General features: G+C 72.9%; 21 protein-coding genes. 12 read left to right on the forward strand and 9 right to left on the reverse strand.

The annotated features are described in order from the left end of the window. Positions 1–40: 40 nt before the first annotated feature. Genes ACGFML_RS09935 through ACGFML_RS09945 form a run of 3 tightly spaced genes read left to right on the forward strand, consistent with a single transcriptional unit; the run spans position 41 to position 2,522 of the window. Positions 41–805: an ABC transporter permease gene (locus tag ACGFML_RS09935; RefSeq protein ID WP_393542714.1), complete on the forward strand. Its 765-nt coding sequence runs from the start codon at positions 41–43 to the stop codon at positions 803–805. Positions 806–815: 10 nt separating this feature from the next. Continuing rightward, positions 816–1,817: an ATP-binding cassette domain-containing protein gene (locus ACGFML_RS09940; protein ID WP_393541893.1), complete on the forward strand. Its 1,002-nt coding sequence runs from the start codon at positions 816–818 to the stop codon at positions 1,815–1,817. A gap of 9 nt (positions 1,818–1,826) precedes the next feature. Then, positions 1,827–2,522: a DUF1707 domain-containing protein gene (locus ACGFML_RS09945; protein WP_393541895.1), complete on the forward strand. Its 696-nt coding sequence runs from the start codon at positions 1,827–1,829 to the stop codon at positions 2,520–2,522. 35 nt (positions 2,523–2,557) lie between these two features. On the opposite strand, the gene ACGFML_RS09950 is transcribed toward ACGFML_RS09945, so the two are convergent. After that, complete coding sequence (locus ACGFML_RS09950; protein ID WP_393541896.1) at positions 2,558–3,868, reverse strand: SGNH/GDSL hydrolase family protein; 1,311 nt, start codon at positions 3,866–3,868, stop codon at positions 2,558–2,560. A gap of 283 nt (positions 3,869–4,151) precedes the next feature. On the opposite strand from ACGFML_RS09950, the gene ACGFML_RS09955 reads away from it, so the two are divergent. The 4 genes from ACGFML_RS09955 to ACGFML_RS09970 are packed head-to-tail and all read left to right on the forward strand — an operon-like array spanning position 4,152 to position 8,123. Next, positions 4,152–5,495, forward strand: a complete 1,344-nt coding sequence (locus tag ACGFML_RS09955; protein WP_393541898.1) for a DUF445 domain-containing protein — start codon at positions 4,152–4,154, stop codon at positions 5,493–5,495. Between the two features lie 50 nt (positions 5,496–5,545). Further along, positions 5,546–6,319, forward strand: a complete 774-nt coding sequence (locus ACGFML_RS09960; protein ID WP_393541900.1) for a class E sortase — start codon at positions 5,546–5,548, stop codon at positions 6,317–6,319. 56 nt (positions 6,320–6,375) lie between these two features. After that, on the forward strand, positions 6,376–6,609 hold the full coding sequence (locus tag ACGFML_RS09965) for a DUF3311 domain-containing protein (protein WP_393541902.1): 234 nt from the start codon (positions 6,376–6,378) through the stop codon (positions 6,607–6,609). Next, positions 6,606–8,123, forward strand: a complete 1,518-nt coding sequence (locus ACGFML_RS09970; RefSeq protein WP_393541904.1) for a sodium:solute symporter — start codon at positions 6,606–6,608, stop codon at positions 8,121–8,123. The genes ACGFML_RS09965 and ACGFML_RS09970 overlap by 4 nt, the downstream gene beginning before the upstream one ends. On the opposite strand, the gene ACGFML_RS09975 is transcribed toward ACGFML_RS09970, so the two are convergent. From ACGFML_RS09975 to ACGFML_RS09985, 3 genes are all read right to left on the reverse strand, one after another. Further along, positions 8,101–9,072: an SCO0930 family lipoprotein gene (locus tag ACGFML_RS09975; protein ID WP_393541905.1), complete on the reverse strand. Its 972-nt coding sequence runs from the start codon at positions 9,070–9,072 to the stop codon at positions 8,101–8,103. The two genes, ACGFML_RS09970 and ACGFML_RS09975, sit on opposite strands and share 23 nt — an antisense overlap. Positions 9,073–9,195: 123 nt before the next feature. Further along, positions 9,196–10,746 (reverse strand): NADH-ubiquinone oxidoreductase-F iron-sulfur binding region domain-containing protein, encoded by a 1,551-nt coding sequence (locus ACGFML_RS09980; protein WP_393541907.1) that lies wholly within the window; start codon positions 10,744–10,746, stop codon positions 9,196–9,198. Between the two features lie 47 nt (positions 10,747–10,793). Then, the gene (locus tag ACGFML_RS09985; protein WP_393541909.1) at positions 10,794–11,558 is read right to left on the reverse strand and encodes a hypothetical protein; all 765 of its coding nucleotides are present in this window, start codon (positions 11,556–11,558) and stop codon (positions 10,794–10,796) included. A 610-nt stretch (positions 11,559–12,168) separates the two neighbouring features. Between ACGFML_RS09985 and ACGFML_RS09990 the strand changes: the two genes are divergently transcribed. Both ACGFML_RS09990 and ACGFML_RS09995 read left to right on the forward strand, forming a co-directional pair. After that, the gene (locus tag ACGFML_RS09990; RefSeq protein ID WP_393541911.1) at positions 12,169–12,969 is read left to right on the forward strand and encodes a PucR family transcriptional regulator; all 801 of its coding nucleotides are present in this window, start codon (positions 12,169–12,171) and stop codon (positions 12,967–12,969) included. A 451-nt stretch (positions 12,970–13,420) separates the two neighbouring features. Beyond that, a complete protein-coding gene (locus tag ACGFML_RS09995) occupies positions 13,421–13,639 on the forward strand; it encodes a hypothetical protein (protein WP_393541913.1) in 219 nt (72 codons plus the stop codon). Positions 13,640–13,853: 214 nt separating this feature from the next. On the opposite strand, the gene ACGFML_RS10000 is transcribed toward ACGFML_RS09995, so the two are convergent. The 3 genes from ACGFML_RS10000 to ACGFML_RS10010 all read right to left on the reverse strand — a co-directional run bounded on the left by ACGFML_RS10000 (position 13,854) and on the right by ACGFML_RS10010 (position 18,145). Further along, positions 13,854–15,302: a DUF1996 domain-containing protein gene (locus ACGFML_RS10000; protein WP_393542716.1), complete on the reverse strand. Its 1,449-nt coding sequence runs from the start codon at positions 15,300–15,302 to the stop codon at positions 13,854–13,856. 79 nt (positions 15,303–15,381) lie between these two features. Then, positions 15,382–16,047, reverse strand: a complete 666-nt coding sequence (locus ACGFML_RS10005; RefSeq protein ID WP_393541915.1) for a DUF4142 domain-containing protein — start codon at positions 16,045–16,047, stop codon at positions 15,382–15,384. A gap of 181 nt (positions 16,048–16,228) precedes the next feature. Next, positions 16,229–18,145 (reverse strand): AMP-dependent synthetase/ligase, encoded by a 1,917-nt coding sequence (locus ACGFML_RS10010; protein WP_393541917.1) that lies wholly within the window; start codon positions 18,143–18,145, stop codon positions 16,229–16,231. Positions 18,146–18,309: 164 nt separating this feature from the next. Between ACGFML_RS10010 and ACGFML_RS10015 the strand changes: the two genes are divergently transcribed. The 3 genes from ACGFML_RS10015 (at position 18,310) to ACGFML_RS10025 (ending at position 20,654) form a co-directional block, all read left to right on the forward strand. Continuing rightward, positions 18,310–18,615: a DUF6412 domain-containing protein gene (locus ACGFML_RS10015; protein WP_393541919.1), complete on the forward strand. Its 306-nt coding sequence runs from the start codon at positions 18,310–18,312 to the stop codon at positions 18,613–18,615. Between the two features lie 97 nt (positions 18,616–18,712). Beyond that, positions 18,713–19,660 carry a YidC/Oxa1 family membrane protein insertase gene (locus ACGFML_RS10020; RefSeq protein ID WP_393541921.1) on the forward strand — a complete coding sequence of 316 codons (948 nt, stop codon included), beginning with the start codon at positions 18,713–18,715 and terminating at the stop codon, positions 19,658–19,660. A 139-nt stretch (positions 19,661–19,799) separates the two neighbouring features. Beyond that, positions 19,800–20,654 (forward strand): fumarylacetoacetate hydrolase family protein, encoded by an 855-nt coding sequence (locus ACGFML_RS10025; protein WP_393541923.1) that lies wholly within the window; start codon positions 19,800–19,802, stop codon positions 20,652–20,654. A 45-nt stretch (positions 20,655–20,699) separates the two neighbouring features. On the opposite strand, the gene ACGFML_RS10030 is transcribed toward ACGFML_RS10025, so the two are convergent. After that, positions 20,700–21,200: a heme-degrading domain-containing protein gene (locus tag ACGFML_RS10030; RefSeq protein WP_393541925.1), complete on the reverse strand. Its 501-nt coding sequence runs from the start codon at positions 21,198–21,200 to the stop codon at positions 20,700–20,702. Continuing rightward, positions 21,197–22,315: a Gfo/Idh/MocA family oxidoreductase gene (locus ACGFML_RS10035; protein WP_393541927.1), complete on the reverse strand. Its 1,119-nt coding sequence runs from the start codon at positions 22,313–22,315 to the stop codon at positions 21,197–21,199. Before ACGFML_RS10035 ends, ACGFML_RS10030 begins: the two co-directional genes overlap by 4 nt. Positions 22,316–22,353: the final 38 nt, after the last annotated feature.

Here is a 22,353-nt window from a genome sequence, read left to right on the forward strand (position 1 = left end):
GGCGGCGCACGGGCTGCGCGCCTACGGCCTGATCGTGCGGATGTGGATCCGCTCCACCCTCGCCTACCGGGCGTCGTTCGTGATGCTCGCGGTCGGCAACTTCGTCGCCAGCGGCCTGGACTTCGTCGCCATCATGCTGATGTTCTCCCAGGTCGACGCCCTGGGCGGCTTCTCGCTCCCCGAAATCGCCTTTCTCTACGGCACGTCCAGCGTCTCGCTGGGCCTGGCGGACCTGCTGTTCGGCAGCATGGACCGGCTCGGGCGGCGGGTGCGCGACGGCACCCTGGACACCCTGCTGCTGCGCCCCGTACCGGTCTTCGCGCAGGTCGCCGCGGACCGTTTCGCGCTGCGCCGACTGGGCCGGATCGGCCAGGCGGTGCTGGTGCTGGGCTGGTCGCTCGGAAGGCTGGACGTGGACTGGACGGTGGGCCGGGTGCTGCTGGTGCCGCTGATGACGCTGTGCGGCACGGCCATCTTCGCCGCCGTGTTCACGGCCGGCGCCGCCTTCCAGTTCTGGGCGCAGGACGCGGCCGAGGTGCAGAACTCCTTCACCTACGGCGGCAACGCCCTGCTCCAGTACCCGCCCACGGTCTTCGCGCGGGACCTGGTGCGCGGGGTCACCTTCGTCGTCCCGCTGGCCTTCGTGAACTGGCTGCCCGCGCTGCGCCTGCTGGGCCACCCGGACCCGCTGGGGCTGCCGGGCTGGGTGGATTTCCTGGGGCCCGAGGTGGCGGCGCTGATGTGCGTGGGCGCGGGCCTGGCGTGGCGGCGGGGGCTGCGCGCGTACCGGAGCACGGGGAGCTGAGGAGAGGCGTATGACGGGCGGTACGGCAGGGGCGCTGATCGAGGTGGACGGCGTAGAGAAGGTCTTCTCGGTACGGCGCAAGGCGGGCCGGCTGCGGCGGGTACGGCACGAGGTGCGGGCCGTGGACGGCATCACCTTCCGCGTGCCGCACGGCGAGATGGTCGGCTACATCGGGCCGAACGGCGCCGGGAAGTCCACCACCATCAAGATGCTGACGGGCATTCTGACGCCCAGCGGCGGCCGGCTGCGGGTCGCCGGAATCGACCCCGCCCGCGAGCGGACCCGGCTGGCCCGCCGCATCGGCGTGGTCTTCGGCCAGCGCACCACCCTGTGGTGGGACCTGCCGCTGAAGGACTCGTACGAACTGGTCCGGCGCATGTACCGCGTCCCCGACGCCGTCTACCGCGCCACTTTCGACCGCTGCGCCGAGCTGCTGGACCTGGGCCCGCTGCTCGATGTGCCGGTGCGTCAGCTGTCGCTGGGGCAGCGGATGCGCGGCGACATCGCGGCGGCACTGCTGCCCGGCCCGGAGGTGCTGTATCTGGACGAGCCGACCATCGGCCTCGACGTGGTCAGCAAGGCGAAGGTGCGCGGCTTCCTGCGCGAGGTGAACGCCGAGCGGGGCACCACCGTCCTGCTGACCACCCACGACCTGACCGACATCGAGCAGCTGTGCCGCCGGGTGATGGTCATCGACCACGGCCGGCTGGTCTACGACGGCGCTCTCGACGGGCTGCGCGCGGCCGGGGAGGGCGAGCGGACGCTGGTGGTGGACCTGGCGCGGGAACTGCCGCCGATCGAGGGCGTGCCCGGGGCCCGCACGGTCCGGGTGGACGGGCCCCGGCAGTGGCTGGCGTTCCCGGCGGCGCAGAGCGCGGCGCCGGTGGTCGCGGCCGTCGCCGAGCGCTATCCGCTGGTGGACCTGTCGGTGCGGGAGCCGGACATCGAAGAGGTGATCGCGAAACTCTACGCGGGGAACGGAAGGCACCCCGATCCGGCCGCGGCGCCGTAATCTGTTCGTATGACTGACAGACTCCCCGAGTTGCGGGCGGCCGACAGCGACCGCGAGCGGGTGGCCGAGATCCTGCGCGACGCCCTCGCCGAGGGACGGCTCGCCATGGAGGAGTTCGAGGAGCGGCTGGAGGCGGCGTACGCGGCGCGTACGTACGGGGAGTTGGCGCCGATCACCGCCGATCTGCCGGCCGGTGCGCCGGCACCGGGCGCCGCGGCCCCGCTGTCGCTGCGCAAGGACGGCGGCGAGGCGGCGGCCTGGTCCGAGCGGATCGTCAGCCATACGGACGGCTCCTCGGTGGGCGTGGCCGTCATGGGCGGCTTCCAGCGCAAGGGGCGCTGGACGATCGGGCGCCGCTTCACTGCCTGGTGCTGCATGGGCGGCGGCGAGATCGACCTGCGCGAGGCGAACTTCGCCGGTCCCGAGATCGTCATCAGCGTCTGGGCGCTGATGGGCGGTGTGAACGTCGTGGTGCCGCCCGGCGTCGAGGTCGATGTGCGCGGGTTCGGCATCATGGGCGGCTTCGACTCGCAGGAGGACGGCGTGGCCGGCGTGCCCGGGGCGCCGCGGGTGGTCGTCAGGGGCGTGGCGCTGATGGGCGGCGTCGGGGTGGAGCGCAAGCTGCCCAAGGAGGAGCGGCTGCGCCTGAAGGAGGAGCGGCGCCGTCTCGAGGACGAGCGGCGCGGCCGCAGGCAGCCGGGCTGACGCGGGCCCCGGACCCACCGCCGGGCCGTCGGGCTCTACAGCTGTGCGGGTGCCCGGTGCTTGAGGCGGTCGAGGTCCAGTGCCCGGGCCATCGCCCGGAAGCCCTCGTCGCTCGGGTGCAGATGGTCACCGGAGTCGTACACGGGCCGGAGCCGCACCGGGGCCGCCGGGTCGCGCAGCGTCCTGTCCCAGTCCACGACCTCGTCGTAGACGGCTCCGGACCGGATGATGCGGTTGACCTGTTCGCGTACCTGGTTCATCCGCGTGGAGTAGCCGCGGTGCCCCCCGAACGGCGTCAGGGTGGAGCCGGTCACCCGCAGTCCGCGGGCGTGTGCCTCGCGCACGATCGCCCGCATCCCGGCGACGATCTTCTTCGGGTCCCACTGCCGCGGCGACTTGAACAGGTCGTTCAGCCCTATTTCGACCACGACCGCCTTCACACCGGGCCGCGAGAGTGCGTCGCGGTCCAGTCGGGACAGCACGCTGGGCCCGTTGTTGGGCGAGAAGCGGCTGCCGTTGACCAGCAGGCGGTTGCCGCTGATGCCCTGGTTGAGGACGCCGTACCGGGGCGCGCCGGGCTCGTCCCGCAGCCGCTCGGCGAGGAAGTCCGTCCAGCGGTGGTTGGCGCCCGCGGTCGAGGTGATGCCGTCGGTGATCGAGTCGCCGATGGCGACGACCGTGCCGTGGGCCTCGGTGCTCCACACGTCCACGCCGGTCAGGTAGCGCCAGTACGGGCTCTGCTCGGTGAAGGCGGCGCCGGTGGCGTCCTCGGCCCGGTCGCCGCGGGCCAGGTAGGAGGTCTGGCGGGCGTACGGGTGGTAGGTGGCCGGGCCCGAGGGCGACGGGGAGTAGGTGGTGACCAGGAGGTCCGCGTTGGCGGGGACCTTGAGCCGGACCGGGTCGCTGGTGACCGCGCCGCCCGCCGGGATGGTCACCGCGGGCTTGCCGCCGAAGGTCAGCCGCTGCATGGTGCCGGCCGCGGCCGTGGGGTTGCTCGGGGCGCTGGCCACCGCCAGCGAGGCGTGGCTGACGACCAGCGGCCGGGTGCCGTAGAGGTTGGAGAGCTGGATGCGGGCCCCGGAGCCGCCGACGCTGGAGTGCACGACGTTGCGTATGGACATCCCGGCGTAGCCGTCCAGGGTGCCGGGCTCGGCCGCCGCGGCCGCGGCGGACCAGGTGCCCACCCACTGCCCGGAGACGGCCGGGGACGCCGGGTCGCGCGGGGTGTGTCCGTCGCCGCCCAGGCCGCCGCCACCGCTCCCGAAGCCGATGAATATGGCGGTCGAGATCAGCACCACCAGTGCCGCCAGACCGGCGAGCAAGGCGTAACCCACACTTTTGTTCATGCGGGGGGTGTCTCCTGGGGAAGGCGGAGCGCGGCGCTCCGGGTGGGCAAGGGGCAGCGAGTGATCAGCGGCACCGTTGCGGTCCGATCGTTTCCTCATGATCCCACGGACCTCCGGGAGGCCGCCCGGCGCCCTGGCGATGCTCCCTCATGACGTGGACGCGGGGAACTCGTGGTTCGTTCCGTGAGTAGGTCACAGTTGGACCTACGGCCCGGGCCCGCGCGGCGGGTGCACGGACGGGCGTACGGATGGGGGCGGGGGCACGGTGGGAACGGTGGAGCGTATGGAACGGACAGAGGCGGACCCGGCGGGGACGGCCCGGTCGGCCGCGGCGGCACCGGCCGGTCGGGCCGGAGCCCTGGGCGGCTTCGCCGACAGCGCCGCCGACGAGGAGCGGCGGCGCGGCGTCCGGCGGATGAAGACGCTGGCCACCGGGCTGCTGCTGTTCGTGGCGATGGTCTATGTGCTGGCGAAATGGGCCGAGTCCTCCGGGGCGGGCGGCTGGACCGGCTTCGTCGCCGCGGCGGCCGAGGCCGGCATGGTCGGTGCGCTGGCCGACTGGTTCGCGGTGACCGCCCTGTTCAAGCGTCCGCTGGGCCTGCCGATCCCCCACACCGCCATCATTCCTACCAAAAAGGATCAACTGGGTCAGAGCTTGGGTGATTTCGTCGGTGAGAACTTCCTCTCCCCCGAAGTGGTCCGCACCCGGCTGCGCTCCTTCGGTATCGGCCGGCGACTCGGCGGCTGGCTCGCCGAACCCGCGAACACCGATCGCGTCACCGCCGAGCTGTCCACCGCGCTGCGCGGCGCGCTGACCGTCCTGCGCGACTCCGACGTCCAGGCCGTCGTCGGCGAGGCGATCACCCGGCGCGCCGACGCCCAGGAGATCGCGCCCGGCATCGGCGCCATGCTGGAGAAGGTCGTCGCCGAGGGCGGCCACGCCCGGGTGGTGGACCTGGTCTGCGCCCGCGCCCACGACTGGCTGGTCGAGCACGGCGACTCCGTCATGGCGGCCGTCTCCGGCGGCGCGCCCGGCTGGACCCCACGCTTCGTCGACCGCAAGGTGGGCGACCGCGTCTACCGGGAACTGCTCCGCTTCGTCACCGAAATGCGCGACATGCCCGGCCATCCCGCCCGCGGCGCCGTCGACCGCTTCCTGACCGACTTCGCGGCCGATCTGCAGACCGACCCGGACACCCGCGCCAAGGTGGAGCGCCTCAAGTCCGAGGTGCTGGGCCGCGGCGAAGTACAGGACCTGATCGCCTCGGCCTGGGGCTCGGTCCGCGCCATGATCGTGGCCGCCGCGGAGGACGAGCGCAGCCAGTTGCGGCTGCGGGTACGGGCCTCGCTGCTGTCCCTGGGCCGGCGGCTGACCGCCGACGAGCGGCTGCAGGGCAAGGTGGACGGCTGGCTGGAGGGCGCCGCCGGCTATCTGGTGACGACCTATCAGGGCGAGATCACCTCCCTGATCACCGACACCGTCGCCGGCTGGGACGCCACCCACACCTCCCGGAAGATCGAGGCGCACATCGGCCGCGACCTGCAGTTCATCCGGATCAACGGCACGGTCGTCGGCGCGCTGGCCGGACTCTGCATCTACGCCGTCTCCCAGGCGTTCGGCGGCTGATCCGCCCCTGCCTCTTCAGATCGCCGCCCCCAGGGCCTACGGTGCCGCCCGTGCACAAGCGGATACCGGTGGTCGTACAGGGGCGGCGCACCCGCCGCCGCCTCGCCGCACGCGCCCTGTGGACGGGCGCGGAACTGGCCGTCACGCTCGGCGCCGTGGCGCTGCTGCTCGTCGTCCACCAGCTGTGGTGGACCAACCGCCAGGCGCAGCACGCGGCCCGCGACCAGGTGACGCGGCTGGAGCGGCAGTGGGACGCGCGGCCGGCGACACCGCCGCCGCCCGGGCCGTCCGCCGCCCCGGCGCCCGCCGGCGACCGCGCCCGCCGCCCGCCGCCGTCCGACCGGGCCGCCGCCGACGCCGCCCCGCCGCGGCACGATCGGGCCTACGCCGTCCTGCGCATCCCCCGCATCGGCCTCACCGTCCCCGTCGCCCAGGGCGTCGGCCGCTCGGCCGTCCTCAACAAGGGCTATGTGGGCCACTATCCGGGCACCGCACAGCCGGGCGCCACCGGCAACGCCGCGCTGGCCGGGCACCGCAACACCCACGGCGAACCGTTCCGCCACCTCGACCGGCTGCGCCCCGGCGACACCGTCACCGTCGACACCGCCGGCGCCCGCTACACCTACGCCGTCCGCCGCACCCTGGCCCGCACCACTCCCGGCGACGCCACCGTCCTCGCCGCCGTCCCCTACAGCAGCGTCCACCCCGCCTACCGCTTCACCGCACCCGACGCCTATCTGACCCTGACGACCTGTACGCCGCAGTACACCTCCACCTACCGGCTGGTGGTCTGGGCGGTGCTGCAATCGGCACGGTCGCGGTGAGCCGGACCCGGCGTCACCTGGATGAGTGAGTCAGAAGTCATCTAGTCTCTTCCGACGTGCGAAACCAGACCCCCGGCGGCCGGCCCCCGGGTTCGAGAAGGCGGCCCGCTCTGCTGTGGCTGCTGCTGCCCTATGTGCTGTTCCTGGCGGTGCTGCCGCTGGTCAACCGGGTGCGGCCGACCGTGTTCGGGCTGCCGTTCCTGTTCTTCTGGATGCTGGTGGCGACCCTGGCCACGCCCCTGGCGGTGTGGCTGGCACGCCGCGGCGACCTCGAGCGGGGGCAGGGATGAACGCCGCCGTCGCCACCACGATCTTCGCCGTCTTCATGGTGCTCACCGTCGCCCTGGGCCTGCTCGCGGTCCGCGGTGGCGGGCGCCGGGCGAGCGGCGGCGGCCTCGCCGAGTGGTCGGTGGGTGGCCGCAGTCTGGGCACCGTCTTCATCTGGGTGCTGATGGCCGGTGAGAGCTACACGAGCTTCAGCTACCTCGGCGCGGCCGGCTGGGGCTACAACTTCGGCGCCCCGGTGCTCTACGTCCTGGCCTACATGTCCTGCGGCTACGCGATCGGTTACGTCGTCGGCCCGATGCTGTGGGCCTACGCCCGCCGGCACGGCCTGGTCGGCATCACCGACATGATCGCCCACCGCTTCCGCCGGCCCTGGCTGGGCGCCGCCGTCGCCGTCCTCGCCACCGTCTGCCTGCTGCCGTACATCCAGCTCCAGATCACCGGCATGGGCGTGGTCGTCTCCACGATCTCCTACGGCGCCATCAGCCTCGACTGGGCCTACTTCCTCAGCTTCGCGGTCACCACCGCCTTCGTCGTCGTCAGCGGACTGCGCGGCAGCGCCTGGGTCTCGGTCCTGAAGGACATCCTCGTCATCGGCACCCTCGGCTTCCTCGCCGTCTACGTCCCGCTGCACTACTTCGACGGCTACGGGCCCTTCCTGCACCGGATAGTCGCCGAGAAGCCGCAGTGGCTGACCTTCCCCGGACACGCGTCCGGCGGTCTGGGCCAGGTCTGGTTCCTCACCACCACCCTCGTCAACTCCCTCACCGTGGTGATCTTTCCGACGACCGTGGCCGGCTACCTCGGTGCCCGCAACGCCGACGTGCTGCGCCGCAACGCCCTGTACCTCCCCTTCTACAACGTGCTGCTGTATGTGCCGATGCTGCTGGGCCTGGCCGCGCTGTTCGTGGTGCCGCACCTGGCCGGCGCGGACTCCAACCTCGCACTGTTCACACTGGTCGTGGACTCCCTCCCGGCCTGGGCGGTCGGCCTGACCGGTGTCGCCGCCGCCCTCTCCTCCATCGTGCCGATGGCCGTGTTCATGCTGGTCATCGGCACGATGTGGGGGAGGAGCGTGCTGGGCGCCGTGCCCCGGCTGGCGCACCGCCAGAAACTGTCGTCGCAGCTGGTGGTGGTGGCCTCCGGAGCGCTCGCCCTCGTGCTGACCTACACCGCCCCCAACACCCTCGTCCGGCTGTCCCTGATTTCGTACGAGGGCATGGCGCAGCTCGTGCCGATGCTGCTGCTGGGGCTGGTGTGGCGGCGGCTGACGGTGCACGCCGCGGTGAGCGGCCTGGTGGCGGGCTTCACGCTGGTCTGTGTGCTGGTGTTCACCGGGCACGACCCGGTGTGGGGGATGAACGCGGGGCTCGTCGGACTCGCCGTGAACGTGGCGCTGGCGCTGCTGGTCACCTGGCTGGGGCCGCGGGAGGCGGACGAGCGGCCGGACGCCGAGGTGCTGGCGCTGGACGACGAGTTCCCCCGCCGGGAGGCGGTCAGCCCGCCGGCGTCGTCGTGATCTTCTTGCCGTCCTTGGAGACGGCGAACCACAGGCCCATCTTGCCCTGGCCGTTGATGTCACCGGGCTGCTTGTCGCCGGTGAACCAGTAGACCGGCCAGCAGTCCACGGCCAACTGACGGGTGCCGTCGGGGCGGGTGACGGTGGAGATCAGCTTGGGGGCGATACCGGCGAGCTTGGAGCGGTCGGCCGGCTTGGCGGGCTTCCAGGTGTCCAGGCAGGCGTCGTTGCAGCCGAACTTCATCGGCCAGGCGCTGTCCTTGTTGAAGCGGTAGAGGGTGCGGCCCTTGCCGTCGACCAGGATCTGACCGAGCTCGGGCTGGTTGAACACCGCGACATCGCCGCTCTGCTGGGCGGCGGCCTTCTTGCCGTCGGCGGCCAGCGCGTTCCAGGTGCCGCCGACACCCTGCCCGTTGGTGTCCCCGGCCTTGGTGTCCTTGGCGTAGCGGTAGGCGGGCCAGCCGCCGATGGTGAGCTGCTTGGTGCCGTCGGCCCGGGTGACCGAGCCCAGCGCGCTCTTGGCGATGCCGGCCGGAGCGGCCGCACCGTCGGCGGGGACCGGCGGCCAGGTGGTCGCGCAGGAGCCCGAGCAGTTGGACTTGGGCGGTTTCGCGGTGTCCTTGTCGAAGCGGTACAGGGTCATCCCCTTGGCATCGGTCACCACGGGGCCGAGTTCGGCGGCCTCCCGCAGCGCGAGCGTGCCCGCCTTCGGCCCCGCCTTCGCCGCCGCGCCGTCGTCCCCGCCGGCCTGGCCGCCGTAGCCGTCGTCGCCCTGGCCGGAGCCGGACGAGCCGTAGCCGTAGTCGCTGGTGCCCTGGCCCGCGGGCTGCACGGTGTCGGTGGTGGGGGTGCCGGCGCTCTGGTTGCCACCGCTGCCGCAGGCGGCGGTGAGCGCCAGCGTGGCGAGTGCGGTGGCCGCGAGTCCGGCACGACGTCGGGTGATGGCCATGTTCTCTCCTCTGTCGGTGGCGTTGCTCGGTTGCTGTTGTGGGGAGGGATACGGGGATCGGGCGGCGCGGCGTTCAACGGCCGCGGAAATTGGCCCCGGATGACAAAAGCCGTACGGGACGGATCAGTTGGACTCCTGGACGCGCAGTGCCAGGGCCGGGCAGCGCCGCACCGCGAGCTGTGCCCGGCGCCGCATCCGGGCCGGCATCGGCATGCTGGCCTGCTGCGGATAGCCGTCCGGGCCGAGCTTGACGATGCCGGGCACGACATCGGCGCACAGGCCGTGGCCGCGGCACAGCGTCCAGTCCACCGTCAGCCGCTCCTTCGGCGGCGACGGTGCCCGCGGCGGCTCGGGTTCGGTGAACGGCGGCGGCTGGTGCCCGGTGACCGGCAGCGCCCCGGTCACCGGGCGACCGCACCCGAACCCGCGGGCATGGCGCTCGAACTCCTCGGGGAAGGCGGCGAGAGCCGAGGCCACGAAGCGTGCGGTGCCGTCCGGGTGGCTGCAGGCGCCGCGCTTCTCCACGGCGCGCATCCGGGCCCGCACCGCGTCGAGGGCCTCGCCCCCGCCGCCGCGTACGGCCCGGTCGAGCTGGTCGGCGAGGGCCGGCAGGCCCAGGAAGCACGGCCCGCACTGGCCCGCCGTCTCGCCCGCCATGTAGCGCGCGACGCGCACCGTCTCGCCCGCCGGACAGGTGTCGTGGGGCAGCGGCAGCACGGCGCCCGCGCCGAGCACGGCGTTGCCGGTGGCCAGTGCGGCCCGGGAGAGCGTCGCGGTCCGCGCGTCGGCCGGGGAGATGAACGTCCCGTGGTAGCCGCCGATCAGTACGCCCTGGCCCTCGTCCAGCCCGCACAGCGCGAGGACCCGGGAGAGCGGGATGCCGTACGGGGCCTCCACGACGCGATGGCCGGCGACGGTGAGCAGCAGCGTGCCGGGCTCGGCGGGCAGGCCGGTGGTGCGGTAGCCGAGCGCGCCGAGCCGGGCGGCCACCGCGAGCTGGGCGTAGGTCTCGGTGTTCGAGAGCAGCGTCGGCACACCGTTCAGGCCGCGCTCGCTGGAGCGGATCTTGCGGCCCGAGGGCAGGCCGGGGCCGCCCCCCAGTCCGTTCGTCATGGCGGACCCCTCGCCGGTGACGAACCGCTCCGTCAGCAGCGTGACCCGTAACGCCGGTCGCACCGGGCCGCGTTCGTCGATGGCGCGCTGCACCGAGTCCAGCACGTCGGTCCGGGTCACCCCGATCGCCACCTCCTGCGCACCGAGCGCCTCGGCCGCCAGCAGCGCGCCGTCCAGCACCAGGTGCGGCACGTGCAGCAGCAGCGCGGTGTCCTTGAGGCAACTCGGCTCGCCCTCACTGCCGTTGACGACGACGGCCGCCTTCCCGTCCGCGCGCATCATCCCGTCCAGGACGGCGGTCAGCTTGCGGGCGAAGGGGAAGCCGGCGCCGCCGCGGCCGCGCAGGTCGGTGTCCTCGGCCAGTGCCACCAGCTCCGTCGAGTCGAGCCGCGGCATACCGCCGTGCCGGGCCAGATGGGCGACCCGGTCCAGGCGCGGGGCCCGGTCGAGCCCGGCCAGCAGCCGCGGCGGTCCCAGGGACGCCAGCGTCGGCACGGGATCGGGGTCGAGGCCGGGGCCGGGGACGACCGGCAGCGGACGGGTGGGTGCGGGGGCGGTCATGGGTATCTCCTGAGTTCCTGCTCTTGCGTGCCTGTGTGCCGGGTGCCTCAGCCGCGTCGCGCGGCGCGCATCCGCAGGGCCAGCCGTACGGCCACCGCGGTCAGACACAGGACGTATCCGGCGGTCGCCCAGCCGGCGGCCTGGCGGCCGGACTTGAGGCCGTGGACGAGTGCCAGCGCCCAGGCGGCGTACGCACTCATGTGCAGCGCCCGCCACCAGCGGGAGCCGGTGATGCCGGTGAACGCGCCGCGCGCGGCGCCGGTCACCGCGACGGCGAGGAAGATGTAGGCGGCGAGCGTGCCCAGGCCGACGAGGAAGGGGCGGGCGCCGTCGGTGAACGGCACCGCGGCGGCCAGCGCTCCGGTGTGCCCCTCGGCGATCTTCACCCAGATGTGCAGACCGAGGAAGCCGAGCCCGGCGACGGCGGTGCCACGGTGCACGGCCTGCGCGAGCAGCCGGTGACCGGAGTGCAGCACCATCCGGTCGGTGGCCGCAAGTCCCCACAGCACGGTGACGGACAGCGAGACCAGGGCGAGGACGCCGGCCCCGAAATCCAGGAAACGCATGGCGGTGTCCATCGCGCCGGCGTGCACGGTGACCGCGAGGAAGAGCAGTAGCGCGGCCGGAAGTGCCGGGCGCAGTACGGCGGTTGTGCCGGCGGTCGTGGTGAGGCGCCCGCCGCCGGGGCGCTCCGGCCCCGGCCCGGGTTCTCGGGGCGGGCGGCGGGGGCGGGGCGGGGATGGCGAGGACCGCGCACGGTGCGCATGCCGGCTCGTGCGGCCCTGTCGGCTCTGCAGGTGAGGGACGGGCATCGGGCCTCCCGGTGTCAGGGCATGGTTGCGGGTGCAAATTAAGGCGAAATCTCCCGACGGTGGTAATGCTGCGGTATTTGCGTCGGGACATTTGTTCCAGTGACCCCCGGTAACACCTTCACGTAACCCCGGGTAACACTAAGCATTCCGTAACCGGGTGAATACGCAGTGCCGTAATCCGGATGTGCAAAAGCATCTACGAACGCCGTTCGGATTTCGTAAGGTTTAGCGCGCTGTGACAAATTCCTGCATCGGCATCGCGGTCACACCGGCGGACTCCGGATGATGCCGACTCAGGCGTACGGGGGAGTTCAGCGCCTTGCCCAGCCGCATCCCCGCCAGGATCGAGGTAGCGATGTGTGATCTCCTGAACCGCATCTGGTCGCGCCCCCGCGGCGAGTGGACCCGTGTAGTGAGAATGGAAATCCCGGACTTCACGGAGAAGGTCGTAGCGGAGCTGCAGCGCGGTTTTCCCGCATTGTCGGCGCTTCTGGGAAATACCCCCATAGAGGAGGCGCAATGGGCACTGGAACAGGCCCTGCTGACATGTCTTGGGTACCAAAAAGAGTCGCAAAGTAAACGTCCGGCCGTATCGTCCGTGGTCACGCCCATGCCTGTCGCAAAGGCAAGGCAGGAACTGTTCGACGTGCTCGCCGGACAGCGGGACGTGCCGGAGAAGGGTCTGGACGAGCTGGCCCGCGCGGCCGGCTGGCCGGTACCCGAGACCGTCCAGGCCGTCGTCCTCGCCACGCCCGCCGAGGCGCCCCAGTTGGCCGCAGCCCTGGGACACGCCCTGATAGGCAGCGTCGAGGGCGACACCTGCCTGTTCGTCCCCGACCCGGCCACCCAGACCAGGTCCCGCCTGGAGGCGGCGCTCAAGGGACGGGCCGCGGCCGTCGGCCACGTCGTACCGGCCACCGACACGGCGTCCTCGCTGCGTTGGGCCCGCTATCTGCTGACGCTGGGGCCCGGCAGGGTCGGCCCCGAAGCGCGGCCCGCGTTCGTCGACGACCACCTCTCGGCGCTGCTGCTCCTCCAGGACGAATCGCTCGCCGACGCCCTGACCTCCCGCTGGCTCGGCCCGCTGGACGAGTTGACGCCACGCCAGAGCGAGCGACTGGAAGTGACGTTGCTGGCGTGGTTGGAGGGAGGCGGGGCGCCGGAAGCGGCCAAACTGCTCCATGTGCACCCGCAGACGGTGCGCTACCGCCTGCGCCAGATCGAAAAGCTCTTCGGCCCGGTGCTCCGCGATCCGCGCAGCCGCTTCGAGCTGGAGATGGCGCTGCGCAGCCGCCGCCTGATGGCCCACGTCCGCAGTTACCGGGCCCGCGCGGGCCGGCGGGCACGGGCCGTCGCCTCGACCATCCGACCACTGGGGATGGCACGGGAGGCCCGGGTGAACGGGCTCTGATGCGCGCGGGGTAATCGGTTCCACGGCCGCGACGAGGCCGCGACGAGGCCGCGACGAGCCCGCGAAATGGCCGCCGGAGCGGCAGTCGACCGATCGGTCGACTGCCGCTCCGGCGGAAGAACGTTTCCGTGCGACGCCCCCCTCGTGGCCACAACCAGGGGCCCCGGGCTCGGTGTTCCCCCTCCGCAGAACGAAAAGGAGGGGAATGCCGGCCCGGGGCCGCCGCGTGGTGGTTCCCGTGGGCGCATCAGGGGCGAGCCCGCTCGCCCACGCGTCCGCTACTGCGAACTCTCCTCCTGGCAGGGGGCGTTCTTCCTCGCCCCACCGGAGACCCGGTGCGTCGCCGCCTTCGGGGGACGCCGGCCGGCGGCCCGCCATCCAACGGTCGGCCTGCATCGGTCCACATCGGACAGGAGTGCGCACCGGCAGTCGACCAGGGGGGACCTCAGCCGTGTCCGCACCGCCGCAGGTCGGCGACTGCGTCGACCTCCTGGACCCGGCGGCAGACGCGCTGACGGACGCGGTCGACTCTGCGTCCGCCGAAGCCGAGTACCGGACGAGCGAAAGCCCGACCGGCGCCGACGCGACGTGCGGGTCGCACGTCGACGACAGCTTTCACATCCCGCCCGGCCGGGGCGTCGGCTCTGCGGTGTGCTTCGCCGAGCTCTGACCGTCGACCCGTCTTCCGGCCGTCGCCCGCAGCAGCGGGTGACGGCCGGCCGGTCATGCGTACGACCCCACCGAGCAGGCGACGACGCGCTGCCCCGAGGGGCGTGCCCGGCGTACGGGACGCGCCGCCCGCCCTCGGGGAGGCTTTCGCTCTCCCCGAGGGCGGGCGGCCACCGCCCGTGGCCGCGTCGGCGGCCACGGCGGATCAGCCGGGCTCAGGTGCATTCCTGCCCGTTGTTGATGCAGTCGACGGCCTTGTTCATCAGGTCCTGCGGCATCACGTTGATGAAGTCGCCGTGGTCGGTCACCGGCTTGTGCAGCTGCTCGGGGAAGCTGTCCACCGCGAAGCTGTTGCCCTCCGGCACGTCGTAGGTGATCCGCTCCACCAGCTGAGGGATCGCCGTGAAGCCCTGCGGGCACCTGCCGTCCCGGTCCGAGAAGGACACATGCGTACGGTGGTTCGCGCTGTCGGTGCTCCGGCCGTCCCAGCAGTTCTGGAAGGCGAAGGTACGGACCACCTGCGAACCCTGGGGGCACAGCGGGTACTTGTCCTTCAGCTGCCGGTTCTCGAAACCGGTGCAGCTCCACGACGCGTTGGCGTTGTCCGTGCCGTTGGTGAACGCCTTGGCGTCGCCGGTGATGATCCGCAGGTTCTGCGGCATCGCCCGTACACCGCCGGCCTGGCTGCCGCGGAACTGCAGGGTGACCGAGGCCGGCGTCAGCACCGAGCCGTTGTTGCCGTCGTGCCCGGCACCCGGCTTGTGCTCCGAGGTCCCGTCCAGCTTCCGCAGCACCGGCCAGTAGTACGTGGACAGGTCGCCGTTGGTGCAGGTGGTGTCGGAGGCGGCCAGGCTCCGGTCGTTGGAGAAGGCGTCGGTGGTCTTGTTGCCGACGTAGTCGTGGGTGTGGTGGGCGCCGTTGCTCACGCCCGGCGTCACGATGACGTTGTCGGAGTTGAAGTGACCGTCCTCGTTGCGGCCGCACTCGCTGGTGAAGGTGCCCGTGGAGGCGCCGTTGCCCTGCGGAGCGGCGAACGGCGGCTCACCGGCGTTCGGCTGGACGGCGGTGATGTCCGCGAAGTCGTCGGGGGAGGGGCCGCCCTGCTGGCCCTGCTGCCCGCCTTGGTCCTGGCCGCCTTGGTCCTGGCCGCCTTGGTCCTGCCCGCCCTGGTTCTGGTCCTGGCCGCCTTGGTCCTGGCCGGGGAACTGCCCCTGGCCCGAGCCGTCCTGCGTGGACTTCGTGCCGTACCCGGCGCCGGAGTCCTGTGCCGCACCCGTCGGCTTGGCGGTGCAGCCGCTCATCTTCATCAGATAGGCCGGCCGCTTGGCGTCCCGGGCGATCGCGTCCGCCATCGTCCCGATGGTTTTGCTCCGCTGCCGCTTGAGATGGCCGAGCACATCGTCGCCGCGGCCGTCCGTCATCTGCTCGTATGCGGTGGCCACCTGCCGATCCAGTGCGGCGAGCCCCTTGGAGACCGTCAGGCGGGCGCCGCGCGGCACCTGCCGCAGCCGGTCGCCCACGTCGGGGCAGGAGACCGTGGTGGCGACGACGGTGTGGCCGTGGCCGGCCGCCGTGTCCGGGGTGGAGTTCCCGGCCAGTGCGGTGGTGGCGACCGCCGCCAGGCCACCGCCGCCCAGCAGCAGGGCGGCCGCGGCAATGACCATTCTGTTGGTCAAACGCGAGCGTTTGTGCGCCTGTTGGCGTTGTCCTTGCCTCATGGGATCACTTCGCTTCGTCCGGTGTTCAGCTGGTGTGGAGGGTGTTGAAGTCGACCTGGCCGGTCTTCTCCAGGACCGTGATGTGGTCGAGGACGACGGCGTTGGTACGGTTCGCCAGCGCGCGCACGATCGAGTTGCGGGTCTGGTCCCGGACCAGCGCGATCAGGCCGAAGACCTTGCCGTGCGCCCGGCGCAACAGCTCCGCGAAGACCGGGGGGAAGTCGTCGCCCTGGGCGGCGTTCATCTGGGCGAGCCAGCTCTGCTGGTCGGGGTTGGGCTGGTTGGGCAGCGCAATGCCCAGCGCCCGCCCCGCCTCCACCGCCCGCCGGTCCAACTCGGTGTGACCGGCGACGAGATGGTCGCCCGCCGTGCGCACCGCGGCAGTCTTGCCGCGTTCCTGTGCCTGGCGGCCGGCCGGCATCTCCCACAGTCCGGCCAGCCTGACCTTGCGTACGAAATCCCGGTCCAGTGGGGTCAGCGGCCCGAAGCGGGTGTTCACCGTGCCGCCGCCGTCGTCGTCGAACGAGACGGTGTTCGTTGCCGCTGCCGCGGTCTCGCCGAACAGCTGGACCGGCAGCAGCAGCGCCGCCAGCGTGGCGACGAGGGCACAGACCACCAGGCCGGTGGCGATGGTGCGTCCGGAGACTGTGGAGTTGCCGGACAGTGGGGAGTTGCGGACGATCGACCGCACGTGACCCTCCCGGTTCGTGCCGTGGCGGGCCCCCTGATGGGGTCCACCGGAATGCCACCGGACGCTAAGCGCCGGGCCCGGCCCGTGGCTCGGGGTCCTCACCCCTGGACAAATAACGGTCCGGCCCGGCCCGGCGCTGCTACGGTTCCGCGTGCGGGGGCGCCCGGCCGGACGGCGGGGTTCAGCGCGCGTACGGCGCCGCGGCCGCCGCCCGCCGCCGCTCCGCACGGGATTCGCGCAGATCGCGCGCGCCCTGCGCGTACATGTCGTCGATCTCCGCGGCACAGGCCCGCACGATCGCCGCGCGGCGCAGCTTCAGCGACGGCGTCATCAGCCCGGACTCCTGACTGAACTCGCTCGGCAGGATGCGGAACGCGCGGATCGACTCGCCGCGCGAGACCGCGCTGTTGGCCCGTGCCACCGCCCGCCGCACCTCGGTGTGCACCTGCTCCTCCGGTGACGGGTCCCGGCCGTCCGCCGTCTCGCCGCCGTCGTCGTCGGGGCCGGCCCCCAGGCGCCGCCAGTGCGCCAGCGCCTCCGGATCGAGTGTGACCAGCGCCGTCACATACGGCCGGTTGTCGCCGACCACCACGCACTGCGAGATCAGGGGATGGGCGCGCAGCCGCTCCTCCAGTGCCTGTGGGGCCACGCTGTTGCCGCCGCTGGTGATGATGATGTCCTTCTTGCGGCCGGTGATGACGAGATAGCCGTCGTCGTCCAGATGCCCCAGGTCGCCGGTCGGCAGCCAGCCGTCGTACAGCCCGCGGCCCGGCGCGCCCTGCTCGTCCAGATACCCGGCGAACACCGCCGGGCCGCGCACCCACACCTCACCGTCCAGCGCCATGTGCACCGCGTTCCCCGGCAGCGGCATCCCCACCGTCCCGAACCGGACCCGCCCCGGCGGCTGCACGGTGATCGCACCGGTGGTCTCCGTCAGGCCGTAGCCGTCGTAGACGGTGATCCCCGCCCCGGCGTAGAGCAGGCCCAACTCCCGCAGCAGCGGCGAGCCGCCGGAGACCCCGGTGCGCACCCGGCCGCCCAGCAGCTCCCGGATCCGGGAGTACACCAGCCGGTCGTAGACCGCGTGCCGGGCCCGCAGAAACGGATCGGGGCCGCGCCCGGCGCCCTGGGCCTGGGCCGCGAGCGCCTCGGCGTGGCGCACCGCCACCGTCATCGCCGCGTCGAACATCCGCCGCCGGCCGGCCTGTTCGGCGGCCCGGCGGGCGTGGTCGCAGATCTTCTCGTAGACGTACGGCACCGCGAACAGGAACGTCGGTCGGAACGACGCCAGCGCCGGCAGCAGCTCGTCCGACGCCGGGTCCGGCTGGTGGCCCAGCAGGACCCCGCCGCGCAGGCACGCCACCTGCACCATCAGCCCGTAGATATGGGCGAAGGGCAGGAAGGCCAGCAGGGAGGGGCGCTCCCCGGGGGCCGCGAGCAGGCTGCCCCAGCCCGCGTAGAGGGTGTCGCACTCGGCGGCGAGGTTGGCGTGTGTGATCACGCAGCCGCGGGGGACGCCCGTGGTCCCCGAGGTGTGCACGATGGCGGCGACGGAGGAAGGGGACACCGCGCGGCGCAGCCGGTGCACGTCTGCGTCGGTCAGCCGGGTGCCCTCCTCGGCCAGCCGCCGGACGCAGTCCCGGTCCAGCTGCCACAGCCGCCGCAGCTCGGTCGCCTCGTCGCACGCCGCGGCCACGGTCATGGCCTGCGCCTCGTTCTCGACGAGGACGGCGGCGACGCGGGCCCCGGAGAGGATGCAGCGCAGCTGCTCGGTGGAGGCGCTCGGATAGACCGGCACGAGGTGCGCGCCGATCGTCCAGAGGGCGTAGCTGAACAGCGTCCACTCGTAGCGGGTACGGGACATCAGGGCGACCCGGGTCCCGGGCCGGATCCCGTCCGTGAGCAGTCCCCTGGCCAGCGCCATGACCTCGTCGCGGAACTCCGCCGCGGTCACGTTCCGCCAGGTCCCGGGGGATCTGGCGTCGCGGCGGGCGAGCTGGGCGAAGTCCGGCTGATAGGCAGCGGTGTCGAAGACGGAGTCGGCCAGGCCGCCGGTCCGCAACGGTGCCGTCAGGGCCGGAACGCTGATGTCGCGCACAGCACCTCCTTGGTGGTCCCCCTGGATTTCCCCCGGTCCGCCACCCGTCCCCGGTGGCAGGGAGGGCAAGTTACCCGTCGGTCCCCCGGCTGCCCAGATCTGTGGCTACTCTTGAGCGGAAGACGACAAGTCCTGCGCGGAACGAGCGAAGAGGAGGGCGCCGGATGTACCGCATCGTCGACGCCTGGCGGCTCTGGGCCTCCGCGCTCCTCTTCCTCCTGGCCGGCGTGCTGCTCGCCCAGAGCGGTCTGGCGCCGGCCCTGACAGCCGTCGCGACCACCGCCGCGGTCCTGCTGCTGTGCAGCGCCTTCCTCGTGGCCGTCTGCTCCCGCGCGGTACCACCGGGCCGGATCCGCACGGCCATCCGCGACCGTGAGCGGCGTACCGCCTTCCTGCCGCAACGCGATCCGGACGCCGCGGGCCGCCCGCGTCCCCGGGCACCGGGCCGTCCCCTCCCGACGGCCGCGTAGACGCACCGGATCCGCACCACACCTCCGCGCGTCCGCGTGGTTCGTCATGCCGCATTCCCCTGTATCCGGCACGACGAGACCCGTGGAGGGCTCATCCATGTCCGTTTTCGGCATTCTCGGTGAGGGGCTGGCGCGCGGCGCCGACGCTCTCACCCCGCTCTTCGGCGCCGCGGCCACCGCCGCCGCCATTGTGCTGTGCACCCTCGCGGTACGCGCCGCGCTGCACCCGCTCGCCCGTGCGGCGGCCCGCGGCGAGAAGGCCCGCGCCGCGCTCGCCCCGCAGCTCGCCGCGCTCCAGCGCAAGCACCGCGGCAACCCGGAGCGGTTGCAGAAGGCGACGTCCGACCTCTACGCCCGGACCGGCTCCTCGCCGCTGGCCGGCTGCCTGCCGGCCCTGCTCCAGCTGCCCGTCTTCTTCGTCATGTACCACCTCTTCTCCACCGGGAGCGGCGGCCTGCTCGGCCACACGCTGCTGGGCGCGCCACTCGGCGGCAGCTGGCGCCGGGCGCTCGCCGACGGCGGGGTGTTCGGGCCGCACGGACTCGTCTATCTCGTCCTGTTCGCCCTGGTCGCCGCCGTCGCCACCTGGAACTTCCGCCGGGCGCGGGCCACGGCGGCCGCCGCCCCCGCGCCGGGTGCGGTCGGCGGATCCACGCTGCCCGGTCCGGGCGGGATGGCGAAGCTGATGCCGCTGCTGTCGTTCGGCACGCTGATCACCGTGGCCGTGGTGCCGCTGGCGGCCGGGCTCTACATGGTGACGACCACCGTGTGGACGGCGTGCGAGCGGGCGTTGCTGCACCGCGACCGGACGCCGGACGGTGCCCAGGGGCAGGGGCAGGGGCAGGGGCAGGGGCAGGGGCAGGTGGCCGAGGGCGCCCCGGTGAAGGACCCCGCCGTCGCGGCGGAGGAGCAGTCGGCCGCGCCGCCGAACCCCCCGGCGCAGCGCCGCGCTCCCCAGACCCGTGCGGCCCGGCAGCGGGCGGCACGGGCGAGGGCCAACTCCCGGCGGGCCGAGGCCGCCAAGACCGTTACTACCCCTCAGTAACGGTCCACTCCCTGAACGGGGTCTTGCGGACTGGATCGCGTTCTTGGACGATCGACCAAATCGCTCGATGGCCGTCCCCCATCGGCCGGCCCGGAAGAACCCTTCCAGGGCCGACCCTTCGACCACTGGAGTGGTACCGATGAAGCTGCTGCGTGTCGGAACGGTGGGGGCGGAACGCCCGGCGCTGCTCGACGAGGCCGGGGTTCTGCGGGACGTTTCGGCCCTGGTGACGGATATCGACGGGGCGCTGCTCGCGGACGACGAGGCGCTGGCGCGTCTGCGCGCCGCCGCCGCGTCCGGCCGGCTGCCCGCGCTGGACGCCGGGCTGCGCACCGGCGCTCCGGTGGCCGGTATCGGCAAGGTCGTGTGCATCGGGCTGAACTACCACGACCATGCCCGGGAGACGGGGGCCGCGACCCCCGAGGAGCCGATCATCTTCATGAAGGCCCCGGATACCGTCGTCGGCCCCGACGACACGGTCCTGGTGCCCCGGGGCAGTGTGAAGACCGACTGGGAGGTGGAGTTGGCGGTCGTGATCGGCCGCACGGCCCGCTACCTGGAGAGCGACGAGCAGGCCCTGGCGGCGGTCGCCGGATACGCGGTGGCGCACGACGTCTCCGAGCGCGCGTTCCAGATAGAGCGCGGCGGCCAGTGGGACAAGGGCAAGAACTGCGAGACGTTCAACCCGCTGGGCCCCTGGCTGGTGACCGCGGACGAGGTGCCCGACCCGCAGCGCCTCGGCGTCCGCCTGTGGGTCAACGGCGAACTCAAGCAGGACGGCACCACCGCCGAGCAGATCTTCCCGGTGGCCGAAGTGGTGCGCTACGTCAGCCAGTTCATGACCCTCTACCCCGGCGACGTCATCAACACCGGCACCCCGGCCGGCGTGGCCATGGGGCAGCCCGAGCCCAAGCCGTATCTGCGGGCCGGTGACGTGGTCGAGCTGGAGATCGACGGCCTGGGCCGCCAGCGCCAGGAGCTCAAGGACGCCTGAGCGCGGGCGGCCCGGCGGCCCTCGGCCGGCCAGGCCCCCGAGCGCTCAGGCGGCAGGGGGGTGCCCCCATCGCTCCAGGGCCTCGACCACCAGCGCGTGGTCGTCGCCCTGGGGCAGCCCGGAGACCGCCACCACCCCGACGACTCCCGTGCCGCGCAGGCGCACCGGGAACGCGCCGCCGTGCGCGGCATAGCGGTCCGCGTCCAGCCGGGAGGACTCCTCGAAGGTGCGGCCCTTGGCGCGGAACCGGGCGCCGACCAGATACGAGGACTCCGCGTAGCGTTCGACGACGGCGCACTTGCGCCGCAGCCAGGCGTCGTTGTCGGCAGAGGTGCCGGGCAGGGCGAAGTGGAACAGCTGCTGGGCGCCGCGGCGGATCTCGATGGCCACCGGGGCGCGGCGCTCGCGGGCCAGCTCCACCAGCAGTGAGCCCAGGCGCCAGGCGTCGTCGTTGCCGAAGGCGTCGAACTGGAGGCGTTCCTCCTGGGCGACGAGGCGGGCGACCTCGTCGTCCGGCGTGGCGGTCGGGCCGTCGGCGGCGCTCATGCGCCGGCCTCGATCCGGACCGTGCGGCCCTCCGCGGCCGACAGCTTCGCCGCCTCCAGGACGCGCAGCGTGGCCGCGGCCTCGGTGGCCGTCACCGGCGGCTCGCCGCCGTCGCGCAGCGCCCGCGCGATCGCGGCGTAGTAGGCGGGATAGTCGCCCGGCAGGGTCGGCACCGGCTCGGTCCCGCCGCTCTGCGGGGACGCGCCGGCCCCGAGCCGGCCCCAGTGGGACGAGGGCTCCACGCCCCACTCCGCGCCGTCGTCGCCCGGGCGGCGGCCCTCGCGCAGCGCCGCCTCCTGCGGATCCAGGCCGTGCTTGACGTATCCGGCCCGGCTGCCCAGCACCCGCAGGCGCGGCCCGAGCAGGGCGGCGGTGGCGCTCACCCACAGGTGGGAGCGGACGCCGCTCGCGTGGGTGAGCGCGATGAAGGTGTCGTCGTCGGCCTCCGCGCCGGGCCGTCGGACGTCGGACTCGGCGTAGACGCTGACGGCCGGGCCGAAGAGGGTCAGCGCCTGGTCGGCGAGGTGGCTGCCGAGGTCGTAGAGCAGCCCGCCGATCTCCTCCGGGTCGCCCGACTCGCGCCAGCCGCCCTTGGGCTGCGGCCGCCAGCGCTCGAAGCGGGACTCGAAGCGCTGGACCTCGCCGAGCGCGCCCTCCTCGATGAGCTTGCGCAGGGTGCGGAAGTCGTTGTCCCAGCGGCGGTTCTGGAAGACGGAGAGCAGCAGGCCGCGGTCGGCCGCGAGGGCGGCGAGCTCTTCGGCCTCGGCCGCCGTCCCGGCGAGCGGCTTGTCCACGACCACGGGCAGTCCGGCCTTCAGGGCGGCGGTGGCGAGCGGGACATGCGTTTTGTTCGGGCTCGCCAGGACGACCAGGTCGAGGTCGTCGGCGCGGTCGAGGACGGCCCCGGGGGTGTCGACCGTACGCACCTGTGGGTGTTCGGTGCGGGCCTGCGCCTGCCGCTCGGGGTCACCGGTCGAGACGGTGTCCAGGACCAGGCCGTCGGTGGCGGCGATCAGCGGGGCGTGGAAGACCGAGCCGGCCAGGCCGTAGCCGATGAGGCCGACGCGGAGCGGGGCGTGCGGGGTGCCGGGGGTGCCGGGGGTGCTCTCGCTCATGACTCCACTTAAGCAACGCTGTTGCCAAAGTGCAAGCG

It is taken from the genome of Streptomyces sp. NPDC048650, from assembly GCF_043199095.1.
GTDB lineage: Bacteria > Actinomycetota > Actinomycetes > Streptomycetales > Streptomycetaceae > Streptomyces.

Coding starts and splice junctions, on each gene's coding strand:
- ACGFML_RS09955 (WP_393541898.1), top strand. CDS start 4,152: ATGGAACGGACAGAGGCGGACCCGGCGGGGACGGCCCGGTCGGCCGCG.
- ACGFML_RS10020 (WP_393541921.1), top strand. CDS start 18,713: ATGTCCGTTTTCGGCATTCTCGGTGAGGGGCTGGCGCGCGGCGCCGAC.
- ACGFML_RS10000 (WP_393542716.1), bottom strand. CDS start 15,302: ATGGTCATTGCCGCGGCCGCCCTGCTGCTGGGCGGCGGTGGCCTGGCG.
- ACGFML_RS09990 (WP_393541911.1), top strand. CDS start 12,169: ATGCCTGTCGCAAAGGCAAGGCAGGAACTGTTCGACGTGCTCGCCGGA.
- ACGFML_RS09940 (WP_393541893.1), top strand. CDS start 816: ATGACGGGCGGTACGGCAGGGGCGCTGATCGAGGTGGACGGCGTAGAG.
- ACGFML_RS10025 (WP_393541923.1), top strand. CDS start 19,800: ATGAAGCTGCTGCGTGTCGGAACGGTGGGGGCGGAACGCCCGGCGCTG.
- ACGFML_RS09985 (WP_393541909.1), bottom strand. CDS start 11,558: ATGCCCGTCCCTCACCTGCAGAGCCGACAGGGCCGCACGAGCCGGCAT.
- ACGFML_RS10030 (WP_393541925.1), bottom strand. CDS start 21,200: ATGAGCGCCGCCGACGGCCCGACCGCCACGCCGGACGACGAGGTCGCC.
- ACGFML_RS09980 (WP_393541907.1), bottom strand. CDS start 10,746: ATGACCGCCCCCGCACCCACCCGTCCGCTGCCGGTCGTCCCCGGCCCC.
- ACGFML_RS10015 (WP_393541919.1), top strand. CDS start 18,310: ATGTACCGCATCGTCGACGCCTGGCGGCTCTGGGCCTCCGCGCTCCTC.
- ACGFML_RS09945 (WP_393541895.1), top strand. CDS start 1,827: ATGACTGACAGACTCCCCGAGTTGCGGGCGGCCGACAGCGACCGCGAG.
- ACGFML_RS09935 (WP_393542714.1), top strand. CDS start 41: ATGTGGATCCGCTCCACCCTCGCCTACCGGGCGTCGTTCGTGATGCTC.
- ACGFML_RS09950 (WP_393541896.1), bottom strand. CDS start 3,868: ATGAACAAAAGTGTGGGTTACGCCTTGCTCGCCGGTCTGGCGGCACTG.
- ACGFML_RS09970 (WP_393541904.1), top strand. CDS start 6,606: ATGAACGCCGCCGTCGCCACCACGATCTTCGCCGTCTTCATGGTGCTC.
- ACGFML_RS09975 (WP_393541905.1), bottom strand. CDS start 9,072: ATGGCCATCACCCGACGTCGTGCCGGACTCGCGGCCACCGCACTCGCC.
- ACGFML_RS10035 (WP_393541927.1), bottom strand. CDS start 22,315: ATGAGCGAGAGCACCCCCGGCACCCCCGGCACCCCGCACGCCCCGCTC.